This is a genomic window from Primorskyibacter sp. S187A (assembly GCF_049800955.1).
Lineage (GTDB): Bacteria > Pseudomonadota > Alphaproteobacteria > Rhodobacterales > Rhodobacteraceae > JAKVBH01.
In genome coordinates this window covers 84131-105253 of sequence record NZ_JBNAGA010000001.1, presented here as the reverse complement: position 1 = coordinate 105253, position 21123 = coordinate 84131, and the positions used below count along the sequence as shown (strand labels likewise).

Here is a 21123-nt window from a genome sequence, read left to right as displayed (position 1 = left end):
AAAGTCCTGAACTGGCGACATTACAAGATAAAACGAGCGCGCCCTACCTATCCGCTACAATGCGATGCCTGCGCCCTGTGCCGCGTCTGTTTGCTCACCATTTCGCCGATCCGGTTGCTCCGGCGCGCAATCCAGCTACCTTTTTAGTTGAACCGCATTGCGAAGGAGCCCCCCATGACTGTGACGCTGAAAATCAACGGTGCCGATCACACGGTTGATGCCGAGCCCGGAACCCCCCTGCTCTGGGTCATTCGAGATGAATTGAAGATGACGGGCACGAAATTCGGATGCGGCGTTGCTTCGTGCGGGTCCTGCACGGTGCATGTCGATGGGGAGCCCACGCGCTCGTGCCAGACCTATGTCGAGGATGTCGAAGGGCTGGAGATCACGACCATCGAGGCCATAGGAGAGACAAAGGAAGGCGCCGCCCTTCAGCAGGCATGGCAAGAGCTGGACGTCGTGCAATGCGGCTACTGCCAATCGGGGCAGATCATGTCAGCCGTGGGCTTGCTGAGCGAAAATCCCAAACCATCGGTCGCGGAGATCAACGCGTATATGAACGGCAACGCCTGTCGCTGCGCCACCTATCAACGCATTCGCGCGGGCATTCAACGCGCATCTGAAATTCTGGAGGCCTGATCCATGACACTGAACGCATCACGTCGCAGTTTTTTGAAAGGGGCCGCTGCCGCAGGGGCCTGTCTGGTTGTGGGGCTTCGCGCCGATGGCGCGCTGGCTGCGGGCAACCCCGCCGCCCAGATCAATCCCTTCGTGAAGATCACCGCGGATGGCAAGGTCGTGGCGATCATCAAACACTTCGAGAAAGGGCAAGGGCCCGCCACGGGTCTCTCAACCTTGATTGCCGAAGAAATCGGCATTGGCATGGATCAGATCGACTACGAATTTGCCCCATCCAACCCGCAGCTCTACGCCAATCTGGCCTTTGGCCAGTTTCAGGGGACGGGCGGCTCGACGGCCATGGCCAATTCCTTCCTGCAATACCGCAATGCGGGTGCGGCGGCCCGGGCCGTTCTGATCGAAGCCGCAGCGGCTGAGTGGGGCGTCGAGAGCGCTGCGCTGGATATCATCGACGGTCAGATCACGGGCGGCGGTCAAACGGCCCCGCTGGGTCATTTCGTCGAAGCGGCTGCAGCGCTTGAGGCGCCTGCGGAGCCTGTTCTCAAGACGCCGGAGCAATGGAGATTGATCGGCAATCCCGGCGTGCGCCGGGTCGACAGTGCAATCAAGGGCAACGGTCAGGCGATGTTTGCCATGGATGTCTATCTGCCCAATCAGATGGTTGCCGTTCTGGCACGGCCACCGCAGATGGGTGGATTGGTCAGCGGATTTGACGATAGCGATGCCGCGGCGATCAAAGGCTTTATCCGCGCCGCCGCCCTGCCCAACAACACGGCCGTTGCAGTCTACGCCGAGAACACCTGGGCCGCGCTGCAGGCCCGCGACGCGCTCCGCGTGGAGTGGGATCTCTCGACAGCCGAGACCCGCGACAGCGCGCAGATCAAAGAGGGCATCATGGCCGCCCTGAATGCCGAGCCAACGTATAACGTCCTCAAGACAGAGCCCGGCCCGATGGATCAGGCCGCACAGGTCGTTGAGCATACGTTCTATTTCCCGCTGCTGGCCCATGCGCCCATGGAGCCTCTGAATTGCACGATTGAGGCCAATGACGACGGCGGGATCACCTTGCATGACGGCGCGCAGATGCCCACCGGACCGCACATGGCCTTGGCACAGATTTTTGAGCTGCCCATGGAAAAGGTCCGGATCAAGACGATGCTCGCGGGCGGCTCCTTCGGACGCCGCGCCACACCATCGGCGGATTATCAGGTCGAAGCGGCCCTGGCCTTTGCGATCACCGATCGCTCGCGCCCCGTGAAGCTTGTGTGGAGCCGCGAAGACGATATGCGCGGCGGGTATTACCGCCCGGCCTTTGGCCACAAGGTCAAGGTTGGCCTGTCAGAGGCAGGCGAGATCGTCGCGTGGGATCATCGCATTGCAGGCCAGTCCATCATGAAAGGCACCCCGTTTGAGGCCTTTGCGGTTCATGACGGTGTCGATCATTCCTCTGTCGAGGGCGTGTCTGACACGCCATACGAGATCCCCGGTTTCCATGTCGGCCTGACGGATACAAAGAAAGCGACCAACACGTTGTGGTGGCGGGCTGTCGGGCATACGCATACGGCCTATGCGATGGAGGTCATGATGGATATGGCCGCGCGCGCCGCGGGCCGTGATCCGGTGGAATTCCGCCTCGCGCATCTGGGCGACAGCAAGGATCAGCAGCGCAAGGCGCAGGTGCTGAAACTCGCGGCCGAAAAAGGCAATTGGGGCCAAGCCCCGGCCGGGCGCACGCAAGGCATCGCCGTGCACAAGTCCTTTGGCAGCTTCGTGGCCGAGGTTGTTGAAATTTCGGGCAACGCCGAGGACGGTGTGCAGATCGAAAAGGTCACTTGTGCGGTAGACTGCGGCATTGCGGTCAACCCCGATATCGTGAAAGCGCAGATCGAAGGCGGGGTCGGCTATGGGCTGGGCCATGCGATGCGCAATGAAATCACGCTCGCCGGTGGCGTCGTTGATCAGTACAATTTCCCGGATTATGAGCCTTTGCGCATCGGGGATATTGGCGCCATCGAGACCCATATCGTGGCCTCTGCAGAGCCTCCCTCCGGTGTCGGTGAGCCGGGAACGCCCCCGTCAGCACCGGCGCTCGCCAATGCCATTGCCAGCGCAGGGCGCGCCGTCGCGATCTTGCCGATGGTCAACGATGGGGTTTCCTTCGCCTGATTGCAGGCGCGGTCGTCTAAAACGATATCGCGCCGCCTCTTCACAGCGGTGGCGCGGGCCTCACACCCCTTCGACAATTGTGATATGGGGAATGCCCGCCTCGAGGCGGTGCTCCCGCGCGGCCTGATATTCCTCTGACCGGTAACAGGCCAGCGCCGCCTCCATGGACGGGAATTCAATCACCACATTGCGCGGATGATCGGGGCCCTCCAGCGCGTGATACGCGCCGCCCCGCGCCAAAATCGTAGCGCCGTATTTCTCAAAGGGAGCCGCAGTCCCCGCGGCATAGACAGCATAACTCTCCGGGTCCGTGACCGTGACATGGGCGATCCAATAGGCTTTGGGCATCGATGTTGCTTTCATCTGTCAGGAAAACGAGGGGCGGCGCATGGCCTCCGCCCCCCGACTTAGCCTCAGCGGCGCAGCTTAGTTCAATGCGCCATCTGTGATGACATGGGTCCAGGCCCCTTCGGGCGCCTTGGTGATCACAGGATCGGAGCCACCCGCCAGGAGCGACGCAACCGTGCGCTCATAATCAGCAGGATCAAGCGCGCCGTTGGACCCTGCGGTCAGCTTGGCTACCTCACCCATCATGCGGATCTGGTGGTTCTCGGTCTGCGCGCCCGTCTCGTCATACTCCAGCACGATCATGGCCGCGTCCTCGGGGTTCTCTTCGGCCCATTTCCAACCCTTCATGGAAGCGCGGACGAAACGGGTCATCTTGTCGACAAAAGCCGGATCCTCGAGGTTTTCCTCCAGCACATAGAGACCATCCTCCAGCGTCGCGACGCCCTGATCCTCATATTTGAAGGTCATCAGTTCATCAGGCGACAGCCCTGCATCAATGACCTGCCAGTACTCGTTGTATGTCATGGTAGAGATACAAGCCGCCTGCCCGTTGAGGATCGGATCGACGTTAAAGCCCTGCTTGAGCACTTCGACACCGGCGTCCGAGCCATCGGTGGGGATGCCCAGCTGGCTCATCCAGCTCAGGAACGGGAACTCATTGCCGAAGAACCACACGCCCAGAGTCTTGCCCGCGAAATCATCCGTGCTGGCCACGCCTTCATCCTTGCGGCAGGTCAGCATCATGCCAGACGATTTGAACGGTTGCGCGATATTGACCATGGGCAGGCCCTTCTCGCGCGCGGCCAGCGCGGCAGGCATCCACTCCACTGTCACATCCGCGCCGCCCCCTGCGAGCACCTGTGTGGGTGCAATGTCGGGCCCGCCGGGCTTGATCGTCACGTTGAGATCTTCCTCACCGTAGTAGCCATTTTCCAGCGCCACGTAATACCCAGCGAACTGCGCCTGAGTGACCCATTTCAGCTGCAGCGTCACATCATCCGCAGCCAATGCCGCGCCTGCGACGAGCGACAGCGCCGCGCCTGTTATACTTGCCTTGAGTTTCATCGTTTACTCCCTGTTTTGGTTGCTATTGTGAATTGCGGTGCGAGGGATGCCAGAAGGTCACCCTGCGTTCGATCCAAGCCATCACCCCGTAGGCACTGGTGCCGACAAGAGCGGCCACGGCGATCTCAGCCCAAACCAGATCAATGGACAAGCTGCCCACGCCCGTGGAGATGCGAAACCCCATGCCGCGGGTCGGGGAGCCGAAATATTCAGCAACAATCGCCCCGATGAGCGCCAGCGTTGTGGCAATCTTGAGCCCATTGAAGACAAAGGGCATCGCCGCAGGCAAGCGGAGTTTGACAAGCGTCTGCACATAACTGGCCGCATAGGTGCGCATCAGGTCTCGCTGCATCGCATCGCTGGCCTTCAGCCCCTGAACCGTGTTTACGAGGATCGGGAAGAACACCATGACGACCACAACCGCCGCCTTGGACTGCCAGTCAAATCCGAACCAGTTCACCATGATGGGCGCAACCCCCACAATCGGCAGAGCCGCGAAGAAATTCCCGATGGGCAGCAGGCCACGGGTCAGAAATGCCGAGCGGTCGATGACAATCGCGCAGAGAAAGGCCGCAATCGCGCCAATGACAAACCCGCGCAGAGCCCCCTTGATGACCGTTTGTTCGACATCGATCAACAGCGTCTCGAGCGAGGCGGCAAAGGTCTGCGCCACGAGGCTGGGCGCGGGAAGGATCACCGGGCTGACCCCAAGCCCGCGCACCACACCTTCCCACAACACCAGGAGCGTAACCCCAAAGAGAACAGGGACCGCGATCCGCACCAGACGGGTCTCCCGCCAGCGCGAATTGGCCAGCCAGATATTGGCGCCCCACGCCGCAATCCAGAAGACGAGGCTCGCGATCAAAGCGGTCATGCCTGCCCTCCCATGTTCCGCAGCGCCAGCCTTTGGGCAAGATCAAGCAAAGTCACGAGAAGCCCCGCAAGGATCGCCGCCGCAAAGAGCGCGGACCAAATGGCCAGAGGGGTTCCGAATTGGTCCCCGATCAGGATGCGCGCCCCCAGGCCAGAGATCGCTCCGGTCGGCAATTCGCCCACAATCGTCCCCACCAGCGCCGCCGCAATCCCAACCTTCAGCGAGGTGAACAAGAAAGGCAGCGAGGCGGGCAAGCGCAGCTTGAAGAAGCTCTGCCAGCTATTGGCGTCATAGGACTTCAACAGATCCAGCTGCGCGATCTCCGGCGCGCGCAGACCCTTCACCATGCCAACCAAGACCGGGAAGAAACACAGATAAGCCGAAATGATCGCCTTGGGCAGCCCCCGCCCCTCCACGCCAAGCTGAGAGGAGACAACGATAATCATCGGCGCCAGCGCCACGATGGGGATCGTCTGGCTTATGATCGCCCAGGGCATCAGGCTCATCTGGGCCACGCGGCTGTAGACAATCGCAACAGCCCCCACGATGCCCAAAGTCGTGCCCAGCAAAAAGCCCCAAAGCGTCGATTGCAGGGTGATCCAGCTGTGATAGATCAACGAGCGTTTGGACCAGGCGCGGCCCTTCATCGCCATGGCGCCCGTGGTCTTCCAAAGCTCCTGCCCAACCTGCTGGGGCGTGGGCAAACGCGGCCGGTCAAGATCGTATCCCGCAGCCACATGCGCACGGTTTTGCGTCATGAGACGCCAGACCGAGACAGAGCGCCGCTCCACTGAGCCCTCCGGCACCACTTCCGCGCCGGCCCGCTCGGCCTGATCAAGCGCGACGCGCACGTTCATCGGCGCCACCGCAAGATACCACAGGACCACGATCGCCCCGAGAACAGTCAGGATAGGGATCACATTGCGCAAGACGCCCCCCTTCTTCTGGCGAAAAATACGCCGGGGGTGTGGGGGCTGGCCCCCACGCGACGCTGGGTGCGGGCGCGGACGTTATTCATAGGAATGTCCCGCGCGAAGCCCGTCGCGCACCCGATGCGCAAGCTCCAGAAACTCAGGCGTTTCCCGAATGTCGAGCGGGCGCTCGCGCGGCAAAGGGCTTTCGATGACATCTGTAATGCGACCCGGGCGGGGCGACATCACAACGATCCTGGTAGACAGATACACCGCCTCGGGGATCGAATGGGTGACGAAAAGCGTGGTCTTGCCGGTTTCCGCCCAGAGCTCCAGAAGCTGCTGGTTGAGGTGATCCCGCACGATCTCGTCCAGCGCCCCGAAGGGTTCATCCATCAGCAGGATATCCGCGTCAAACGCAAGCGCGCGGGCAATCGAGGCGCGCTGTTGCATACCGCCCGAGAGTTGCCAGGGGTATTTCTTCTCAAAACCCTCGAGATCGACCATCTTGAGCACGTTTTGCACCCGCTCGGCCATCTCCGACTTGCCATAGCCCATGATCTCGAGCGGCAGACGGATATTCGCCCCGATGGTGCGCCACGGATAAAGGCCCGCATGCTGGAACACATAGCCATAGGCCCGGGACCGCCGCGCTTCCTCGGGCGTCATCCCATTGACCGTGAGCGTCCCGCCCGTGGGCGTCTCCAGCGCTGCCACACAGCGCAAAAACGTGGTCTTGCCACAACCCGAGGGGCCGATGAAAGAGACGAAATCCCCCTTCTCGACCTCCAGATGCACATCGCTCAACGCATGCACCGGACCATCGTTGGTCTCAAAGGTCAGGTTCAGGTCTTGGGCGGAAATCACGGGAGCGGTCGTCACGAGTGTTTAATCCAAAGCTCTAAGGGCAGTCCCCGGCCGCGGGTGGGGGTGAAGCCCCCGCCCGGGGGGGCGGTCGGGGGCTGCCCGGCGTGCCGCCGGGCATGGTTGCGAAGGACAGATTTCATCGAATTACATCCTGCGTCGACGGCTGTTCAAACGCGAACCAAGTCAACCCGCCCGCCAGCCCTGCGGCGATTGATAGGAGCCCGCTCCAAAACAGTTGGCCATTGCTCAAGTCAGAGTCCAGCGCCACAGCCGCCCATCCAAGCAAACCAACACCTGCACCAAACCCGAGTGCTGCCGTCCTGGGTCTGCCCCCCCACATGCCCGCTAGCATTCTCAGTAAAGCGCCTATCGGCATCGTAAAGATGGCAATCGGCAGAATTAAGAGCTGACCAATCATCCAAACTCCGACGCCTTCGAAAGCGTCAAATGGCTGCACACCTTCATCAACCAACATCAAGCCAATACAAAAGACCAAGGCCCCGACTTGGACCGACAAAAAGTGTGCGGCGAATGCTGTCGGCAGCGACATCAAACCCCCGTTGCCGGAATGCCCGTGCGCTGCACGGGGCGCGGTTGGGTGAGCTCTTTCCACGTGCTCAGAGCCTGGTTCGTCACGCCGTTGCCCGGGCGTTTGACGAATTGGCCATGGCCCTCTTGCGTGCGCACCTCGCCATCGTGGATCGCCACATGGCCGCGGGTCAGCGTGAAGCGGGGCAGACCTTTGACCTCCTTGCCCTCAAAGACGTTATAGTCGATGGCTGATTGTTGCACACCTGCGGAAATCGTCTTGGTCTTGGCAGGATCCCAGACCACAAGGTCAGCATCCGCGCCCACCAGCACCGCACCCTTGCGGGGATAGCAATTGAGGATCTTGGCGATATTCGTCGAGGTCACGGCCACAAATTCATTGGGCGTCAGCCGCCCGGTCTCCACGCCATGGGTCCAGAGCATGGGCATCCGGTCTTCCAGCCCGCCCGTGCCATTGGGGATCTTCGTGAAATCGCCCACCCCGTAGCGCTTTTGCTCCGTCGTAAAGGCGCAATGGTCGGTTGCCACGACAGAGAGCGAGCCCGATTGCAGGCCGGCCCAGAGGCTGTCCTGATGCTTCTTGTTGCGGAAAGGGGGCGACATGACGCGGCGGGCGGCATGGTCCCAATCGGCGTTGAAATACTCGCTCTCATCCAGTGTCAGGTGCTGGATCAGCGGCTCCCCCCAGACGCGCTTGCCCTGCTGGCGCGCCCGCCGGATGGCTTCGTGGGCCTCCTCGCAGGAGGTGTGCACCACGTAGAGCGGCACGCCTGCCATATCAGCGATCATGATTGCGCGGTTGGTGGCCTCGCCCTCGACTTGAGAGGGCCGAGAATAAGCATGGGCCTCAGGGCCGGTATTGCCTTCCGCGAGCAGCTTGGCGGACAGCTCGGCCACCACATCGCCGTTCTCGGCATGCACCATGGCAATGCCGCCCAGCTCAGCGAGACGATTGAAGCTGGAGAAGAGCTCATCGTCATTGACCATGAGCGCGCCTTTGTAGGCGAGGAAATGCTTGAACGTGTTGATGCCCCGCTCTTCGACCACGGTCTTCATATCGTTGAAGACCTGCTCGCCCCACCATGTCACCGCCATATGGAAGGAATAGTCGCAATTGGCGCGGGTGGATTTGTTGTCCCAGCGTTTGATCGCATCAAGCAGGCTCTCGCCCTGATTGGGCAGGCAGAAATCCACGACCATCGTCGTCCCGCCCGCAAGGGCCGCGCGCGTGCCGCTCTCAAAATCATCCGAAGAGTAGGTGCCCATGAAGGGCATCTCGAGATGCACATGGGGATCAATCCCGCCGGGCATGACATAGCAGCCTGTGGCGTCGAGCTCTTCGTCCCCTGCAAGGTTCGGCCCGATCTCGATGATCTTGCCACCATCAATGAGCACGTCTGCCTCATAGGTCAGATCATGGGTCACGATGGTGCCGTTTTTGATGACTTTGGTCATGGCATTCTCCTAGGACGACGAAGGGGGACGCTGCGCAAAGCTGAGGGCTTCGCGCGCGTCATACTGGGCTTTGGCAAGCTCCACGCGGCGCATTTCCAGATCAACCGAGAGCAACTCACGCTCAACATCGCGTTTGCGGCCACTCACGAGAAAAACAAGCAACGACACGAGGCCGGAGCCCACACCGCCCAACGCCGTGAGCAGGCTCACAACCGTGTTGACTGTGGCGAAAGCGCCTTCAACAACCGGCTGGTTGATGACGGTGGGCTCCAGCGAACCAAAGAGTGTGATGTACATCCGGTCATAGGCCGATTGGCGCACATCCGGAGCGCCTTCCACGATCTGCGCCAGAGCCTCCTCGACGATGGCTCCTTTGGGAAAGGGCGCGAGCGTTTCGGCGAGTTTGGCATTGAGATTGTCGACAATGGCCTGGCGGGTCGCGGCATCGCCCTCTTGCACGGCAGCGCTCAAGGCGTCGCGCGTGTCAAAACCATTCAGGATGTTGAGGAATTCGCGTTTCTCGAATTCAAGTTGTGCTGCGCGCCCGGAGTAGTAATCCACATCGTTTTGCAACACCTGCATGCGCTGCCACGTGGTGTAGACCGCAAAGGCAAGAAGCGCCGCCGCCACGACGGCCAGCAGCGCACCAAAGGCAAGCGCGGCTCGGCTCACCCGACAATCTCCGCCGTGTTCAGCACCGCATGCAGCAGCACGTCCGTCCCGGCCTGCGCCCATTCCTTGCTGATCTCTTCCGCTTCGTTGTGCGACAGCCCATCCACGCAGGGGCACATGATCATTGCCGTGGGGGCCACATCGTTGATCCAGCAGGCGTCGTGGCCCGCGCCGGAGACGATGTCCATATGGCTGTAGCCCAGCTCTTCGGCGGCATCGCGCACGGCTTTGACGCAGGTCTCGTCAAAGGCGGGCGGATCGAACTGGCCAACGATGTGGCAATCAAATTCCACGTCGATCTCTCCGCAGAGCTTCGGCGCGCGGGCCATGAATTCGTCAACCATACCATTCAGTTTGTCGAGCAGATGCGTGCGCATATCCACGGTGAAGACGACCTTGCCGGGGATGATGTTGCGTGAATTGGGGTAGACGTCGATATGACCGATGGCGCCCACCGCGTTGGGCTGGTTCTTCATGGCGATCTCGTGGACCAGCTCGGTGATGAGCGCGAGGCCGCGGCCTGCGTTCTTGCGCATCGCCATGGGGGTCGAGCCGGTGTGGCTCTCCTTGCCAGTCACGGTGCATTCGATCCAGCGCAGGCCCTGACCATGGGTCACGACACCCACATCCTTGCCCTCGGCCTCCAGAATGGGGCCCTGCTCGATGTGCAGCTCGAACATGGCGTGCATTTTGCGCGCACCCACCTCTTCGTCGCCGACCCAGCCGATCCGTTTGAGTTCGTCCCCAAAGGTTTTGCCCTCGGCATCGACGCGGTCATAGGCCCAATCCTGCGTATGTTTACCCGCAAACACGCCGGACGACAGCATGGCGGGGGCAAAGCGGGTGCCCTCCTCGTTGGTCCAATTGGCGATGACGATGGGGTGTTTGGTCTTGATGTCGAGATCGTTGAGCGTGCGGATAACTTCCAGCCCGCCAAGAACCCCCAGCACACCATCATATTTGCCGCCCGTGGGTTGGGTATCGAGATGGCTTCCCATGTAGACGGGGAGCGCGTCGGGGTCGGTGCCCTCTCGGGTGGCGAACATGTTGCCCATCGTGTCGAGCCCCATGGTCATGCCTGCTGCTTCGCACCAGCTCTGAAAGAGGGCGCGGCCCTCGGCGTCTTCGTCGGTCAGGGTCTGGCGATTGTTGCCCCCGGCAACACCGGGGCCGATCTTGGCCATCTCCATGAGGCTGTCCCAGAGCCGGTCCGGATCGATGCGAAAGTTTTGCCCGCCGGGTTTGGTTCCGTCCATGATGACCCCCTTTGTCTTTTTTCGTGCGACATCGCGCAGACGCGATTCCACGCGTTTGACCAAGCGTGGGGCAGGCATGGCCCCGGGGTCAACTTTTTTTGACCAGTTGGACAGTTTTTTGCATGCCTTGCGCGTCCGAGCATGTAACCTGCCCGGACGATAGGCAAGACGGACCCGCACAAAGAGCCATGACGCGCCCGCGAAAACCAACGCGCATTCAACGCGAGAAACGCGCCATCATCATGGCGGCTGCCCTCGAGGTCTTTGCCAAGCATGGGCTGCGTGGGGCCACTTTGGAGAAGATCGCCGCTGAAGCCGGCATGTCCAAACCCCATGTGGTCTATTACTTCGGCAGCAAGGATGCGATCTATACGGAGCTTTTGGAAAGCCTGCTGGAGGTCTGGTTGCAGCCCCTGCGCGATCTGTCCGAGACGCATGATCCGCTTGAGGCCATCCTGACCTACATGCGGCGCAAACTGCGCATGAGCGAGGAGATGCCGCGCGAAAGCAAGCTCTTTGCCACCGAGATCCTGCATGGCGCGCCGCGCACCCGGGCGCAATTGTCTGGCGATCTCAAGGCGCTGGTTGATGACAAAGCGGCTCTGATTGCAAGCTGGAGTGCGGCAGGCAAGATCGCCGAGATTGACCCGCACCATCTCATCTTCTCGATCTGGGCCATGACGCAGCACTACGCGGATTTCGACATTCAGGTGCAGGCCATTCTGGGCCCCGACCGTCAGGCCCGGCTCTTTCAGGAGGCCGATGCCTATCTGACCGATTTCTTCATTCGCGCGCTGACGCCTTGAGGCTCACGTCGCGTTGCGTGCGCCGCGCAGAAGCATGAGCAAGGCCAGCAAGGTCGCTGCCAACCCGAGCAGGATCATGGGCGACGGCCAACGGCCCACCGAGACGTCCCAGAGCAAGACCCAGGACGGGACGAGATAGGTATAGGCCATGACCTTCGTGCCCGGCAGCCTTTTGGAGGCGTATTGCAACAGAAAGAAGGTGAGCGCGGTCGTCACGATGGCCAGATAGGCCAGGACCCACCAGACCTGCGCCGACAAACTCGCAAATGGCGTGATGACGATCTCAGGCGCCGCGTAAACGCAGGTGACGAGCAATGCACCCAGCGTCGTGCCAAAAGAGGATTGCAGCGGCGTGACGTCCTGACAATAGCTGCGCAGCAGGGCCGGGACAGCCGCATGGGCCAGCGCACCGAAGAAGAAGATCGCCTCGCCCGTCCCGATCTCAAAGCGTAAGAGCGCGTCGAGATCTGCCCGAAAGATAACCCAAAGCGCCCCTACCCCGCCGATCAGCAGCGCGGTGAGCACCCACATGTTGGTCGTCTGTCGCGAGATCAGCCAGCCTAAACCCGCCGCCATCAGCGGCGTGAGCGTGAACACAGCAGCCGTCGAGACAGCGCTGGTGCGCGCGAGCGCTTCAAACATGGTTATAAAATAAAGCGCCATGAGCGCCCCCACGAGCGCAAAGCGCCAGAAGCGGACCCATACCGGCCGCGCGCCAAACCACAGCAGCACGCCCCAGAGCATCGCCGTCGCCAACGCGAAGCGCAGCGCCATCAACACGCCGGGTTCGATCTCCTGCGCGATGAAATGGCCAAAGAAGAAGCTCAGCGAGACCAGCAGCGAAAAACTGAGCATCGCGGCATGGCCCTGCAATTCGCTGGACAGGCTACTCAGCCGCCGTGGCGCCCGGGTTGTTGGGGTGGGTTGTCCAGTTGGCATAGGCCTCCTCTACAACCTTGCCGGTCCGTTCGTCCACCTGACCAGGCTGCAGTGTTTCCATGGTGATGCAATTCTCCACCGGGCAGACATTGACGCACAGGTTGCAGGCGACGCACTCGTCATCCTTCACGTCAAACACCCGATCAGCAGACATGGAAATCGCCTGATGGGAAGTATCCTCGCAGGCCGCGTAGCAGCGCCCGCATTTGATGCAGAGATCCTGATCAATCCGCGCTTTCGTCACGTGGTTGAGGTTGAGATATTGCCAATCCGTCACATTGGGCACCGCGCGCCCCACAACCTGTTCGACAGAGGTATAGCCCTGCTCGTCCATCCATTGGCTCAAGCCGGAGATCATCTCCTGCACCACCTTGAAGCCATAGGTCATGGCGGCGGTGCAGACCTGCACATTGCCCGCGCCAAGGCTGAGGAATTCAGCGGCATCGCGCCATGTGGTGACCCCGCCAATGCCTGAGATCGGCAGACCATGGGTCTCCGGGTCGCGCGCAATTTCAGCCACCATGTTGAGCGCGATGGGTTTGACCGCGGGGCCGCAATAGCCGCCATGGCTGCCTTTGCCGTCAATCGAGGGTTCGGGGCTCATCGTATCGAGGTTCACGGATGTGATCGACGAGATCGTGTTGATGAGCGAGACCGCATCCGCGCCCCCGTTTTTCGCGGCGCGCGCGGGGTAGCGGACATCGGTGATATTGGGGGTGAGCTTCACGATGACGGGGCGGTCGTAATATTGTTTGCACCAGCGCGTGACCATCTCGATATATTCCGGCACCTGCCCCACGGCAGAGCCCATACCACGTTCGCTCATCCCGTGCGGACAGCCAAAATTCAGCTCAATCCCATCTGCCCCCGTCTCGGCCACGCGCGGCAGGATGCGTTTCCAGGCCTGCTCTTCGCAGGGCACCATGATGGACGCGATCAGCGCACGGTCGGGATAATCAGCCTTGACCCGCGCCATCTCCTCGAGGTTCACCTCCAGCGGTCTGTCGGTGATCAATTCGATATTGTTGAGCCCCAGCAGCCGACGATCCGCCCCCCAGATCGCGCCGTAGCGCGGGCCGTTGACATTGACGACGGGCGGGCCTTCTTCGCCAAGGGTCTTCCAGACAACTCCGCCCCATCCGGCCTCAAAAGCGCGGCGGACGTTGTATTCCTTGTCGGTGGGCGGCGCGGAGGCCAGCCAGAAAGGATTGGGGCTCTTGATGCCAAGAAAGTCTGTGCTGAGATCTGCCATGGATGTCTCCCTGGGTCGGTTTGCGCGGGGTCGGTTTGTGCCGGGTCGGTGCGCGCTGGGTCGGCGAGGTTTCGGATCCGTCGCAGGACGGGGTCAGCCCATAAGGGCGCGGTGAATGTCTTCGGCGGCGTCGCGGCCCTCGGCTACGGCAGTCACGGTGAGGTCATCGCCACCCGCGGCACAATCGCCTCCGGCCCAGACGCCTTTCAGGCTCGTGGCGCCTGTGCCCGAGACCGCGATCTTGCGGCCATCGAGACTGAGCCCTTCGGGCACGCCATCGAGCGTTTGGCCAATCGCCTTGAAGACCTGATCTGCGGGCAGGGTGAAGGTGTCATCCGTCATCACAAGCGCCCCATCCACCGTTTCGGTATAGGCGAAGGTCACGCCAGTGAGGCTGCCATTGCCTTCCACACCGACAGGTGCTGCATTGCAGATCAGACGCACGCCTTTTTTCTGCGCATGTTGCTGTTCCTTGGCGGAGGCGCCCATGGCGTCTTGGCCCCGGCGGTAGACGATCGTAACCTCCTCCGCCCCGAGCAATTTGGACTGCACACCTGCGTCGATGGCCGTCATCCCGCCACCGATCACAACGACCCTGCGGCCCACGGGAAGCGTGGCAAGATCGCTGGCCTGACGCAGCTCGGAGATGAACTCAACCGCATCGGTCGCATGGGATTTGTCTTCTCCCGGGACGCCAAGCGCATTCACGCCAGCAAGCCCCATGCCGAGAAACACGGCATCATATTCCGCGCGCAGGCTGTCCAGCGTGATCTCCTGGCCGAGCCGCGCATTGTAGCGCATCTCGATCCCGCCGATCTGGAGCAACCAGTCCAGCTCGCGCTGCGCGAAGTCGTCGGTCGATTTGTAGGCGGCAATGCCAAATTCGTTGAGACCGCCCCCTTTGGCGCGGGCCTCGAACATCACGACGTTGTGGCCGTGCATCGCCAGCCTGTGCGCGCAGGCCATCCCGGCGGGTCCGGCGCCGACAACGGCCACGGTCTTGCCCGTGGGCGCGGCGCGCGTGAAGGGATGCGCGCCCGTGGCCATCAGCGTATCCGTGGCATGGCGCTGCAACTTGCCAATCTCGACCGGCTTGCCTTCCGCCGCTTCGCGCACGCAGGCCTCTTCGCAGAGCGTCTCCGTGGGGCACACCCGGGCACACATACCGCCCAGAATGTTCTGCTCCAGAATGGTGCGGGCCGCGGCCTCTGACGTGCCCGTGGCGATCTGGCGGATAAACAGCGGGATGTCGATCTCTGTCGGACAGGCTGTGATGCAGGGCGCGTCGTGGCAGAAATAGCACCTATCGGCTGCCACCACCGCCTCATGGGCGTCGAGGGGCGGATAGGCATCGCTGAAATTGTCTTCAAGAGCGGCTGGACCGAGCCGCCCGGGCTGCACGCCGTCGCTGCGCTGGGGTGTGGTCATGGCTGATTCCCGTTTTTGGACACTCACACTCCAGCACAGAAGTTGATTCCTGACCAGATGGTAAAATTTTTACTTGGAGAAAAACAGCGCCTGCGCTCAGCGCCATATTGCTACGGAGACTGCGCAAACCATTCAAAAGTAATGCGATTCCGAGAAATGATCCTGCGATGCAACGCCCGAGGGGAAATCCCCGCGCCGTCTTGGCCCCGCCATGGTGCCCAAACTCTGGGCAAAATCCTGCTTTGAGCCGGTGCCTCCGACAAAGGCGTCAGGCTTCAAGGACGCGAAGGCCCGCGCTTTGGCGCCAAGCTGTTGAGCGGAATTTCCCGAAGTCCTGATCACCGCCCTAGATCGAATCGAGGAGCGTGTTAACGTTGCGTCAAGTTGGCATGGTACGGGAGGACAATATGCTCGACACGACAGTTACGGATCAGACCCAGGCATTTCTGGATGCCTTTGGGGAGGCCTTGTCGCAAGGCGATGTGGCCCGCGCCACGGAGATGTTTGACGAGGATTGCTACTGGCGCGATCTCGTCAGCTTCACCTGGAACATCAAGACTGTCGAAGGCAAAGCGCAAGTAGCCGAGATGCTCACCAGCCAGTTGCCCCATGTCAAACCCACGCAATGGCGGCTGGCAGAGGGCGAGATCCCCACGGAAGACGGCGGCATCACAACAGCCTGGATCGAGTTCGAGACGGAGGTGTCGCGCGGCTATGGCCTTGTGCGCCTCAAGGGCGACAAGATCTGGACCTTGCTGACCACGATGGTCGAGCTGAAAGGGCATGAAGAGCCTGCCGGGACCAACCGTCCCATGGGCGCCAAACACGGCGCTGGCAAAAACCGCACCACATGGGCCGAGGAACGCGCGCAAGAGGAGGCGGAGCTGGGCTACGAGACGCAGCCCTATTGCGTCATCATCGGCGGCGGACAGGGCGGCATCGCCATGGGCGCGCGGCTGAGGCAACTGGGTGTGCCCACGATCATCGTGGAGAAGAACGAGCGCCCCGGCGACAGCTGGCGCAATCGCTATAAGTCGCTGTGCCTGCATGACCCGGTCTGGTACGATCATCTGCCTTACATCAAATTCCCCGAGAACTGGCCCGTCTTCTCGCCCAAGGACAAGATTGGCGATTGGCTCGAGATGTATACCAAGGTCATGGAACTCAATTACTGGACGCGCACGACGGCCAAATCCGCGAGTTTCGATGAGGCTTCGGGCGCCTGGACGATCACCGTTGACCGCGATGGTGAAGAGGTTGTCCTCAAACCCAAGCAATTGATCATGGCCACGGGCATGTCAGGCAAAAAGCGCATGCCAGAGTTTCCGGGCATGGATGTCTTCCAGGGCGTGCAGCAGCACTCCTCCGAACATGACGGGCCCGACAATTGGGCAGGCAAGAAGGTCGTTGTCGTGGGGTCCAACAATTCCGCCCATGACATTTGCGCCGCACTCTGGGAAGGCGATGCGGATGTGACGATGGTGCAGCGCTCCTCAACCCATATCGTGCGCTCCGAGACCTTGATGGAGGTGGCCCTGGGCGATCTCTATTCCGAGCGCGCGGTCGCGTCGGGCATGACGACGGAGAAAGCCGATCTCATCTTCGCCTCCCTGCCCTACCGCATCCTGCATGAATTCCAGATCCCGGCCTATGCCGCCATGAAAGAGCAGGACAAGGACTTCTACGACGGGCTGGAGAAGGCGGGGTTCTGGCTGGACTGGGGCGATGACGAGAGCGGGCTTTTCATGAAATACCTGCGCCGTGGCTCTGGCTACTACATCGACGTAGGCGCAAGCCAGCTGATCATCGATGGCCAGATCAAGCTCAAGCGCGGACAGGTCACCGCGCTGGACGAAACCGGCGTCATTCTGGACGACGGCACCCATCTGGACGCTGATCTCGTGGTCTATGCCACGGGATACAATTCCATGAACGGCTGGGTCGCGGACCTCATGGGCCAGGAGATGGCAGATCAGCTCGGCAAATGCTGGGGGCTCGGCTCGGACACAACCAAGGACCCCGGCCCCTGGGAAGGCGAGCAGCGCAACATGTGGAAGCCGACGCAGGTCCCGAACCTGTGGATGCACGGCGGCAATCTGCATCAATCCCGGCACTACTCGCAATTCCTGAGCCTGCAGATCAAAGCACGGATGGAAGGCATCCCGACACCGGTCTATGGCTTGCAGGATGTGCATCACACGGAGTGAGGCGGAGGTGGCGGCCCCAGCGCTGGGGCCGCTCCCGACACCGGTCTATGGCTTGCAGGATGTGCATCACACGGAGTGAGGCGGAGGTGGCGGCCCCAGCGCTGGGGCCGCACACTCGGCAAACGGAGCGATACACCAATGCAAAAGGCGTGTTTTGAATGATGTCCTATGTCTCGGTCGGCGCCGATGATATCGCGCAGGCCAAGCGTTTCTACACGGCCTTTCTCCCTGACTTGGGCTACAGCCTCAAAGAAGGCCCCGAGGGCTTGAGTTTCGCTTTGCCTGAAGATCCCGGCCAGCCTGTGTTGCCGGAATTCTACGTGAAGCCACCATTTGATGGCACGGCCGCCTCCAGTGGCAATGGCACGATGGTCGCCTTTGAGGCACGAACGCAGGCACAGGTCCGCGCGCTGCACGCCGCAGCGCTGGCCGCAGGCGGAACGGATGAGGGGCAACCGGGGTTTCGCGCGGCCTACGGGCCTCGGTTCTACGTGGGCTATCTGCGCGATCCGCAAGGCAACAAGATCGCACTTTTCTCCAGCAATCCCGACGAGCCCGGACGGGACGACTGACCGGGCCCAAAACAAAACGCCAGCGCCCGCACGGGACGCTGGCGTTTCCGCTGGCCTGCGCGCGATGCCTTTACTGGACGACGCCGTCCTCGGATGTCTCGGGCTGCGCCGCGCCGTTGGTTACGGCAGGCGCGGCGCTTTTGACGCCCATGACATCATTCGCAACACCCGCAACGCCGTTCTCCAGACTGACGCCCAGCTCCTTGCCCAGCGCCTGCATCGCGGGCATCTGCAAGGCCATGCCGAGGACGGAATCGAGCGCTTGGTTGACCGGCGTGCCGCCAGACGCATCCGCGCCGCCGCCTGAAGGCTGGCCCATGCCGGTGACCTGGTGGATCTTGATCGAGTCGATTTTCTCGGCAGGTTTCACCATCTCGGCGATGATCGCAGGCATGGCCTCCAGCTGCGCAAGGCGCACTTTCATGGCCACGATCTCTGCGCTGAGCTCGTTTTCCGAGTTGGCGATCGCCTTCTGGCCCTCCGCAGTGGCCAGCAAATCCTTGCGCTTGGCTTCCGCCCGCACGGTCAGAGCATTGGCATCAGCCTGCGCTTCTTCGAGCTTTGCTGCTGCCCTGTCTGCCGCGGCTTCCTTTTCCGCCTCGGCGGCCAAACGGATTGCCGTGGCCTGACGCTCCGCTTCCTTGGCGGCTTCGATCAGCGCGATCTGCTTTTGACGCTCCGCTTCGGCCACGGCCCGGGCCGTCTCAATCGCCTCGGCAGCTTTCTTGGCCTCGGCGCGGGCCTGGTCGGCGCTGGCGCGGGCCTGGCTTTCCTCCTCGGACTTGCGTGCAATGATGATCTGACGCTCCTGATCGGCCACTTCAAGCTCACGCTCATTGGCAATCTCGGCCTCCCGGATCACGCGCTCACGCTCAATCTCAGCGGCGCGCACAGCGCGCTCACGGGCGATGCGGGCCTCTTCCTTGGCACGGTCAGAGGCTTCCTGATTACGGGCAATCTCAGCCTCTTGCTCAGCTTGCAGGGTCTGAATTTCGCGCACCTGCGCGATGGAGGCCTCCTTTTGCTCGCGCTCGATCTCATACTTGCGCTTCTCGGCTTCCATCTCGGACCGGGCCACGGAGACATCCGCTTCCGCCGTGATTTCGGCCCGCTGCTTGCGCGACGTGGCGATCACGGCTGCAAGCTTCTGCATCCCAACCGCGTTGAAGGCATTGTTCTCATCCAGGCTTTCAAAGGGGGTCTGATCGAGGGCTGTCAGAGACACGGCCTCCAGCTCCAGACCGTTTTTCAATAGGTCCTCGGAAATCGCATTCTGCACTTCCTGGACAAAACTCGCACGGTTCTCATGCAGCTCATCCATCGTCATCTGAGCAGCCACGGCGCGCAAACCATCGACGAGCTTGCCTTCGATCATCTCGCGCAACTGATCCACGTGGAAGGTACGGTCGCCCAGCGTTTGGGCCGCGCGGGCGATGCCTTCATCGGTGGGGTTCACAGAGACATAAAACTCCACGCCAACATCCACGCGCATGCGATCCTTGGTGATCAAGGACTGATCCTCGACGCGAGACACCTCAAGGCGCAAGGTTTTCATGTTGACCATGGAAATCTCGTGCAGGAAGGGGACCACCACAACACCGCCATCCATGATGACCTTCCGCCCGCCGGAACCGGTCCGCACGATGCTGGTCTCGCGTGTGGTGCGTTTGTAGAGGCGGGCCATGATCAGGCCAATGAAAACAAGCAGGCCAACGATGACTGCGGCAATGATAGCGATGGAAGTTAAATCCATTGAGATACTCCTTAAGTGTTGGTCGTGTGTTGGACGCGCCGGGATCAGATGACGAAGAACCGGTCTCCGCGCTTGCGTATCAGCGTGACATCGCTGCCTTGTGGGAAGCTGTCAGTCTCATGCAGCGGTTCAACGCGCAGATAGTGGATGTTGCCAAACCGGTCCCGGATCTTGACCTCAGCGGGTTTGCCGCGAGAGGCTGTGCCTTGCGTGATCGTGCCACGCGCGCCGCTCAGATGCCGCGGCTTGAGTGCTGTTGTCTCGGTCTTGGGCATGAGCAGGGCTACCCAATTCGCGATCACCCGCGTGACAGCCAACGCCGGCACGGCGGCAATGGCCACTGCGACAAGGGCGGGCAGTTGGATGCCCAGCAGGCTCCCCACAGCAGATTGCAGGATGAGCCCCATCAGGCCGAACATCGTCAGGAATGACACCAGCCAGATCAAAAACGGCACATCGCGCGCCCCGATCCAGGTAAACACCCCACCCGTCGTTCCGGCATCCAGACCGTCAGCAGCGTCTACGTCGAGATCCAGCGCAGCATCTGCGTCCACCGAGAGATCAAAATCCGCGTCCAGATCCACATCCGGCGCATCCGTGCCTGCGCCCAAGAACGTGCTGCCCAGCAAAGCGCTCAGCAGCTCCAGCACGAACAGGCCCAGAACAACAGCCAATGATATCGTAAACGGGATCGTCCCGGCGGACGTCAACAATGCGTACATCTACAATCCTTTCAATATTTATATAAGCACGACTGACATAAATGTGAATGATATATGTGCAAAAGTTTCGCATTTGAAAATATATTCATTACATGTATCCTGCTCATATCTAGCAGAAAGAGACGTTCTTTATCGTGCCCAACTATATGGAACAACGCCGGCTTGCCCGCTGGATCGACCGCGCCGCCAGCAATCTCGACCGCGTCGAGACACCGGAACGGGGCTGGATTTCGACCATGCGGCGCGCCCTGGGCATGTCTGCCGAATTTGTGGCGCGGCGCAAGGGTGTGAGCCGGAATGCGGTTTATCAAGCCGAACGCAGCGAACAGGACGGTGCGGTTTCGCTCAAACAGATGGAACAGCTCGCCGCCGCCATGGGCGGTAAATTCGTCTATGCGATTGTGCCCGATGGGCGCGTTGAAGACATGAAATACCGCCATGCCCGAGACAAGGCCACAGCCTTGCTGGCTCACGAAGACGCGGTCTCGTCATGGTCCGTGGAGGAACGGGCCGATTGGATTGACGACAAGATTGCAGAGTTGCTGCATGATATGCCCAGCGATTTCTGGGAAATACCCGAGTGATCCTTTGGCCGCCATGTCCGACTTGCCGCCGGGCCGATAGCACATTTCGCGCATAACG

The 21123-nt window shown here is 61.3% G+C and carries 20 protein-coding genes; 6 read left to right on the top strand and 14 right to left on the bottom strand.

Annotation, left to right across the window (positions count from 1 at the left end):
* Positions 1–174: 174 nt before the first annotated feature.
* Positions 175–639 (top strand): (2Fe-2S)-binding protein, encoded by a 465-nt coding sequence (locus ACP15S_RS00565; RefSeq protein ID WP_425037458.1) that lies wholly within the window; start codon positions 175–177, stop codon positions 637–639.
* 3 nt (positions 640–642) lie between these two features.
* Entirely contained in the window at positions 643–2805 is a 2163-nt protein-coding gene (locus ACP15S_RS00560; protein WP_425037456.1) for a molybdopterin cofactor-binding domain-containing protein, read from the top strand.
* A gap of 60 nt (positions 2806–2865) precedes the next feature.
* Here ACP15S_RS00560 and ACP15S_RS00555 read toward each other — a convergent pair whose 3' ends face one another.
* The 9 genes from ACP15S_RS00555 to ACP15S_RS00515 form a co-directional block, all read right to left on the bottom strand.
* Positions 2866–3153 carry a DUF1330 domain-containing protein gene (locus ACP15S_RS00555; RefSeq protein WP_425039621.1) on the bottom strand — a complete coding sequence of 96 codons (288 nt, stop codon included), beginning with the start codon at positions 3151–3153 and terminating at the stop codon, positions 2866–2868.
* Between the two features lie 78 nt (positions 3154–3231).
* A complete protein-coding gene (locus tag ACP15S_RS00550) occupies positions 3232–4218 on the bottom strand; it encodes an ABC transporter substrate-binding protein (RefSeq protein ID WP_425037454.1) in 987 nt (328 codons plus the stop codon).
* A gap of 22 nt (positions 4219–4240) precedes the next feature.
* Positions 4241–5092, bottom strand: coding sequence for an ABC transporter permease (locus ACP15S_RS00545; protein WP_425037452.1), 852 nt, complete (start codon positions 5090–5092; stop codon positions 4241–4243).
* The gene (locus ACP15S_RS00540) at positions 5089–6021 is read right to left on the bottom strand and encodes an ABC transporter permease (RefSeq protein WP_425037450.1); all 933 of its coding nucleotides are present in this window, start codon (positions 6019–6021) and stop codon (positions 5089–5091) included. The genes ACP15S_RS00545 and ACP15S_RS00540 overlap by 4 nt, the downstream gene beginning before the upstream one ends.
* 81 nt (positions 6022–6102) lie before the next feature.
* The gene (locus ACP15S_RS00535; RefSeq protein ID WP_425037449.1) at positions 6103–6885 is read right to left on the bottom strand and encodes an ABC transporter ATP-binding protein; all 783 of its coding nucleotides are present in this window, start codon (positions 6883–6885) and stop codon (positions 6103–6105) included.
* Positions 6886–7006: 121 nt separating this feature from the next.
* Positions 7007–7420 carry a hypothetical protein gene (locus tag ACP15S_RS00530; RefSeq protein ID WP_425037447.1) on the bottom strand — a complete coding sequence of 138 codons (414 nt, stop codon included), beginning with the start codon at positions 7418–7420 and terminating at the stop codon, positions 7007–7009.
* The gene (gene hydA, locus ACP15S_RS00525; protein ID WP_425037445.1) at positions 7420–8874 is read right to left on the bottom strand and encodes a dihydropyrimidinase; all 1455 of its coding nucleotides are present in this window, start codon (positions 8872–8874) and stop codon (positions 7420–7422) included. Before hydA ends, ACP15S_RS00530 begins: the two co-directional genes overlap by 1 nt.
* 9 nt (positions 8875–8883) lie before the next feature.
* Positions 8884–9546, bottom strand: coding sequence for a hypothetical protein (locus tag ACP15S_RS00520; RefSeq protein WP_425037443.1), 663 nt, complete (start codon positions 9544–9546; stop codon positions 8884–8886).
* Positions 9543–10802: a Zn-dependent hydrolase gene (locus ACP15S_RS00515; RefSeq protein WP_425037441.1), complete on the bottom strand. Its 1260-nt coding sequence runs from the start codon at positions 10800–10802 to the stop codon at positions 9543–9545. The genes ACP15S_RS00520 and ACP15S_RS00515 overlap by 4 nt, the downstream gene beginning before the upstream one ends.
* A gap of 188 nt (positions 10803–10990) precedes the next feature.
* Between ACP15S_RS00515 and ACP15S_RS00510 the strand changes: the two genes are divergently transcribed.
* The gene (locus tag ACP15S_RS00510) at positions 10991–11608 is read left to right on the top strand and encodes a TetR family transcriptional regulator C-terminal domain-containing protein (RefSeq protein WP_425037439.1); all 618 of its coding nucleotides are present in this window, start codon (positions 10991–10993) and stop codon (positions 11606–11608) included.
* 3 nt (positions 11609–11611) lie between these two features.
* On the opposite strand, the gene ACP15S_RS00505 is transcribed toward ACP15S_RS00510, so the two are convergent.
* The 3 genes from ACP15S_RS00505 to ACP15S_RS00495 all read right to left on the bottom strand — a co-directional run bounded on the left by ACP15S_RS00505 (position 11612) and on the right by ACP15S_RS00495 (position 15227).
* Positions 11612–12463, bottom strand: coding sequence for a DMT family transporter (locus ACP15S_RS00505; protein ID WP_425037438.1), 852 nt, complete (start codon positions 12461–12463; stop codon positions 11612–11614).
* Positions 12464–12494: 31 nt separating this feature from the next.
* Complete coding sequence (gene preA, locus ACP15S_RS00500; protein WP_425037437.1) at positions 12495–13799, bottom strand: NAD-dependent dihydropyrimidine dehydrogenase subunit PreA; 1305 nt, start codon at positions 13797–13799, stop codon at positions 12495–12497.
* A 93-nt stretch (positions 13800–13892) separates the two neighbouring features.
* Positions 13893–15227 carry an NAD(P)-dependent oxidoreductase gene (locus tag ACP15S_RS00495; RefSeq protein WP_425037435.1) on the bottom strand — a complete coding sequence of 445 codons (1335 nt, stop codon included), beginning with the start codon at positions 15225–15227 and terminating at the stop codon, positions 13893–13895.
* 407 nt (positions 15228–15634) lie between these two features.
* Here ACP15S_RS00495 and ACP15S_RS00490 point away from each other — a divergent pair, with 407 nt between their 5' ends.
* Complete coding sequence (locus ACP15S_RS00490; protein ID WP_425037434.1) at positions 15635–17434, top strand: NAD(P)-binding domain-containing protein; 1800 nt, start codon at positions 15635–15637, stop codon at positions 17432–17434.
* A gap of 158 nt (positions 17435–17592) precedes the next feature.
* Positions 17593–18006, top strand: coding sequence for a VOC family protein (locus tag ACP15S_RS00485; protein ID WP_425037432.1), 414 nt, complete (start codon positions 17593–17595; stop codon positions 18004–18006).
* Positions 18007–18076: 70 nt separating this feature from the next.
* Here the strand turns inward: ACP15S_RS00485 and ACP15S_RS00480 are convergent, their stop codons facing one another.
* Both ACP15S_RS00480 and ACP15S_RS00475 read right to left on the bottom strand, forming a co-directional pair.
* Complete coding sequence (locus ACP15S_RS00480; RefSeq protein WP_425037430.1) at positions 18077–19759, bottom strand: flotillin family protein; 1683 nt, start codon at positions 19757–19759, stop codon at positions 18077–18079.
* A 44-nt stretch (positions 19760–19803) separates the two neighbouring features.
* Complete coding sequence (locus ACP15S_RS00475) at positions 19804–20481, bottom strand: YqiJ family protein (protein WP_425037428.1); 678 nt, start codon at positions 20479–20481, stop codon at positions 19804–19806.
* Positions 20482–20615: 134 nt separating this feature from the next.
* Here ACP15S_RS00475 and ACP15S_RS00470 point away from each other — a divergent pair, with 134 nt between their 5' ends.
* Positions 20616–21065, top strand: a complete 450-nt coding sequence (locus ACP15S_RS00470; protein ID WP_425037426.1) for a helix-turn-helix domain-containing protein — start codon at positions 20616–20618, stop codon at positions 21063–21065.
* Positions 21066–21123: the final 58 nt, after the last annotated feature.

Bases quoted from the DNA above. Each gene is read 5' to 3' on its own strand.
- ACP15S_RS00510 (WP_425037439.1), top strand. From the start codon at position 10,991: ATGACGCGCCCGCGAAAACCAACGCGCATTCAACGCGAGAAACGCGCC.
- preA (WP_425037437.1), bottom strand. From the start codon at position 13,799: ATGGCAGATCTCAGCACAGACTTTCTTGGCATCAAGAGCCCCAATCCT.
- ACP15S_RS00560 (WP_425037456.1), top strand. From the start codon at position 643: ATGACACTGAACGCATCACGTCGCAGTTTTTTGAAAGGGGCCGCTGCC.
- ACP15S_RS00565 (WP_425037458.1), top strand. From the start codon at position 175: ATGACTGTGACGCTGAAAATCAACGGTGCCGATCACACGGTTGATGCC.
- ACP15S_RS00490 (WP_425037434.1), top strand. From the start codon at position 15,635: ATGCTCGACACGACAGTTACGGATCAGACCCAGGCATTTCTGGATGCC.
- ACP15S_RS00530 (WP_425037447.1), bottom strand. From the start codon at position 7,420: ATGTCGCTGCCGACAGCATTCGCCGCACACTTTTTGTCGGTCCAAGTC.
- ACP15S_RS00485 (WP_425037432.1), top strand. From the start codon at position 17,593: ATGATGTCCTATGTCTCGGTCGGCGCCGATGATATCGCGCAGGCCAAG.
- ACP15S_RS00505 (WP_425037438.1), bottom strand. From the start codon at position 12,463: ATGCTCAGTTTTTCGCTGCTGGTCTCGCTGAGCTTCTTCTTTGGCCAT.
- hydA (WP_425037445.1), bottom strand. From the start codon at position 8,874: ATGACCAAAGTCATCAAAAACGGCACCATCGTGACCCATGATCTGACC.
- ACP15S_RS00555 (WP_425039621.1), bottom strand. From the start codon at position 3,153: ATGCCCAAAGCCTATTGGATCGCCCATGTCACGGTCACGGACCCGGAG.
- ACP15S_RS00475 (WP_425037428.1), bottom strand. From the start codon at position 20,481: ATGTACGCATTGTTGACGTCCGCCGGGACGATCCCGTTTACGATATCA.
- ACP15S_RS00495 (WP_425037435.1), bottom strand. From the start codon at position 15,227: ATGACCACACCCCAGCGCAGCGACGGCGTGCAGCCCGGGCGGCTCGGT.
- ACP15S_RS00550 (WP_425037454.1), bottom strand. From the start codon at position 4,218: ATGAAACTCAAGGCAAGTATAACAGGCGCGGCGCTGTCGCTCGTCGCA.
- ACP15S_RS00480 (WP_425037430.1), bottom strand. From the start codon at position 19,759: ATGGATTTAACTTCCATCGCTATCATTGCCGCAGTCATCGTTGGCCTG.
- ACP15S_RS00545 (WP_425037452.1), bottom strand. From the start codon at position 5,092: ATGACCGCTTTGATCGCGAGCCTCGTCTTCTGGATTGCGGCGTGGGGC.
- ACP15S_RS00515 (WP_425037441.1), bottom strand. From the start codon at position 10,802: ATGGACGGAACCAAACCCGGCGGGCAAAACTTTCGCATCGATCCGGAC.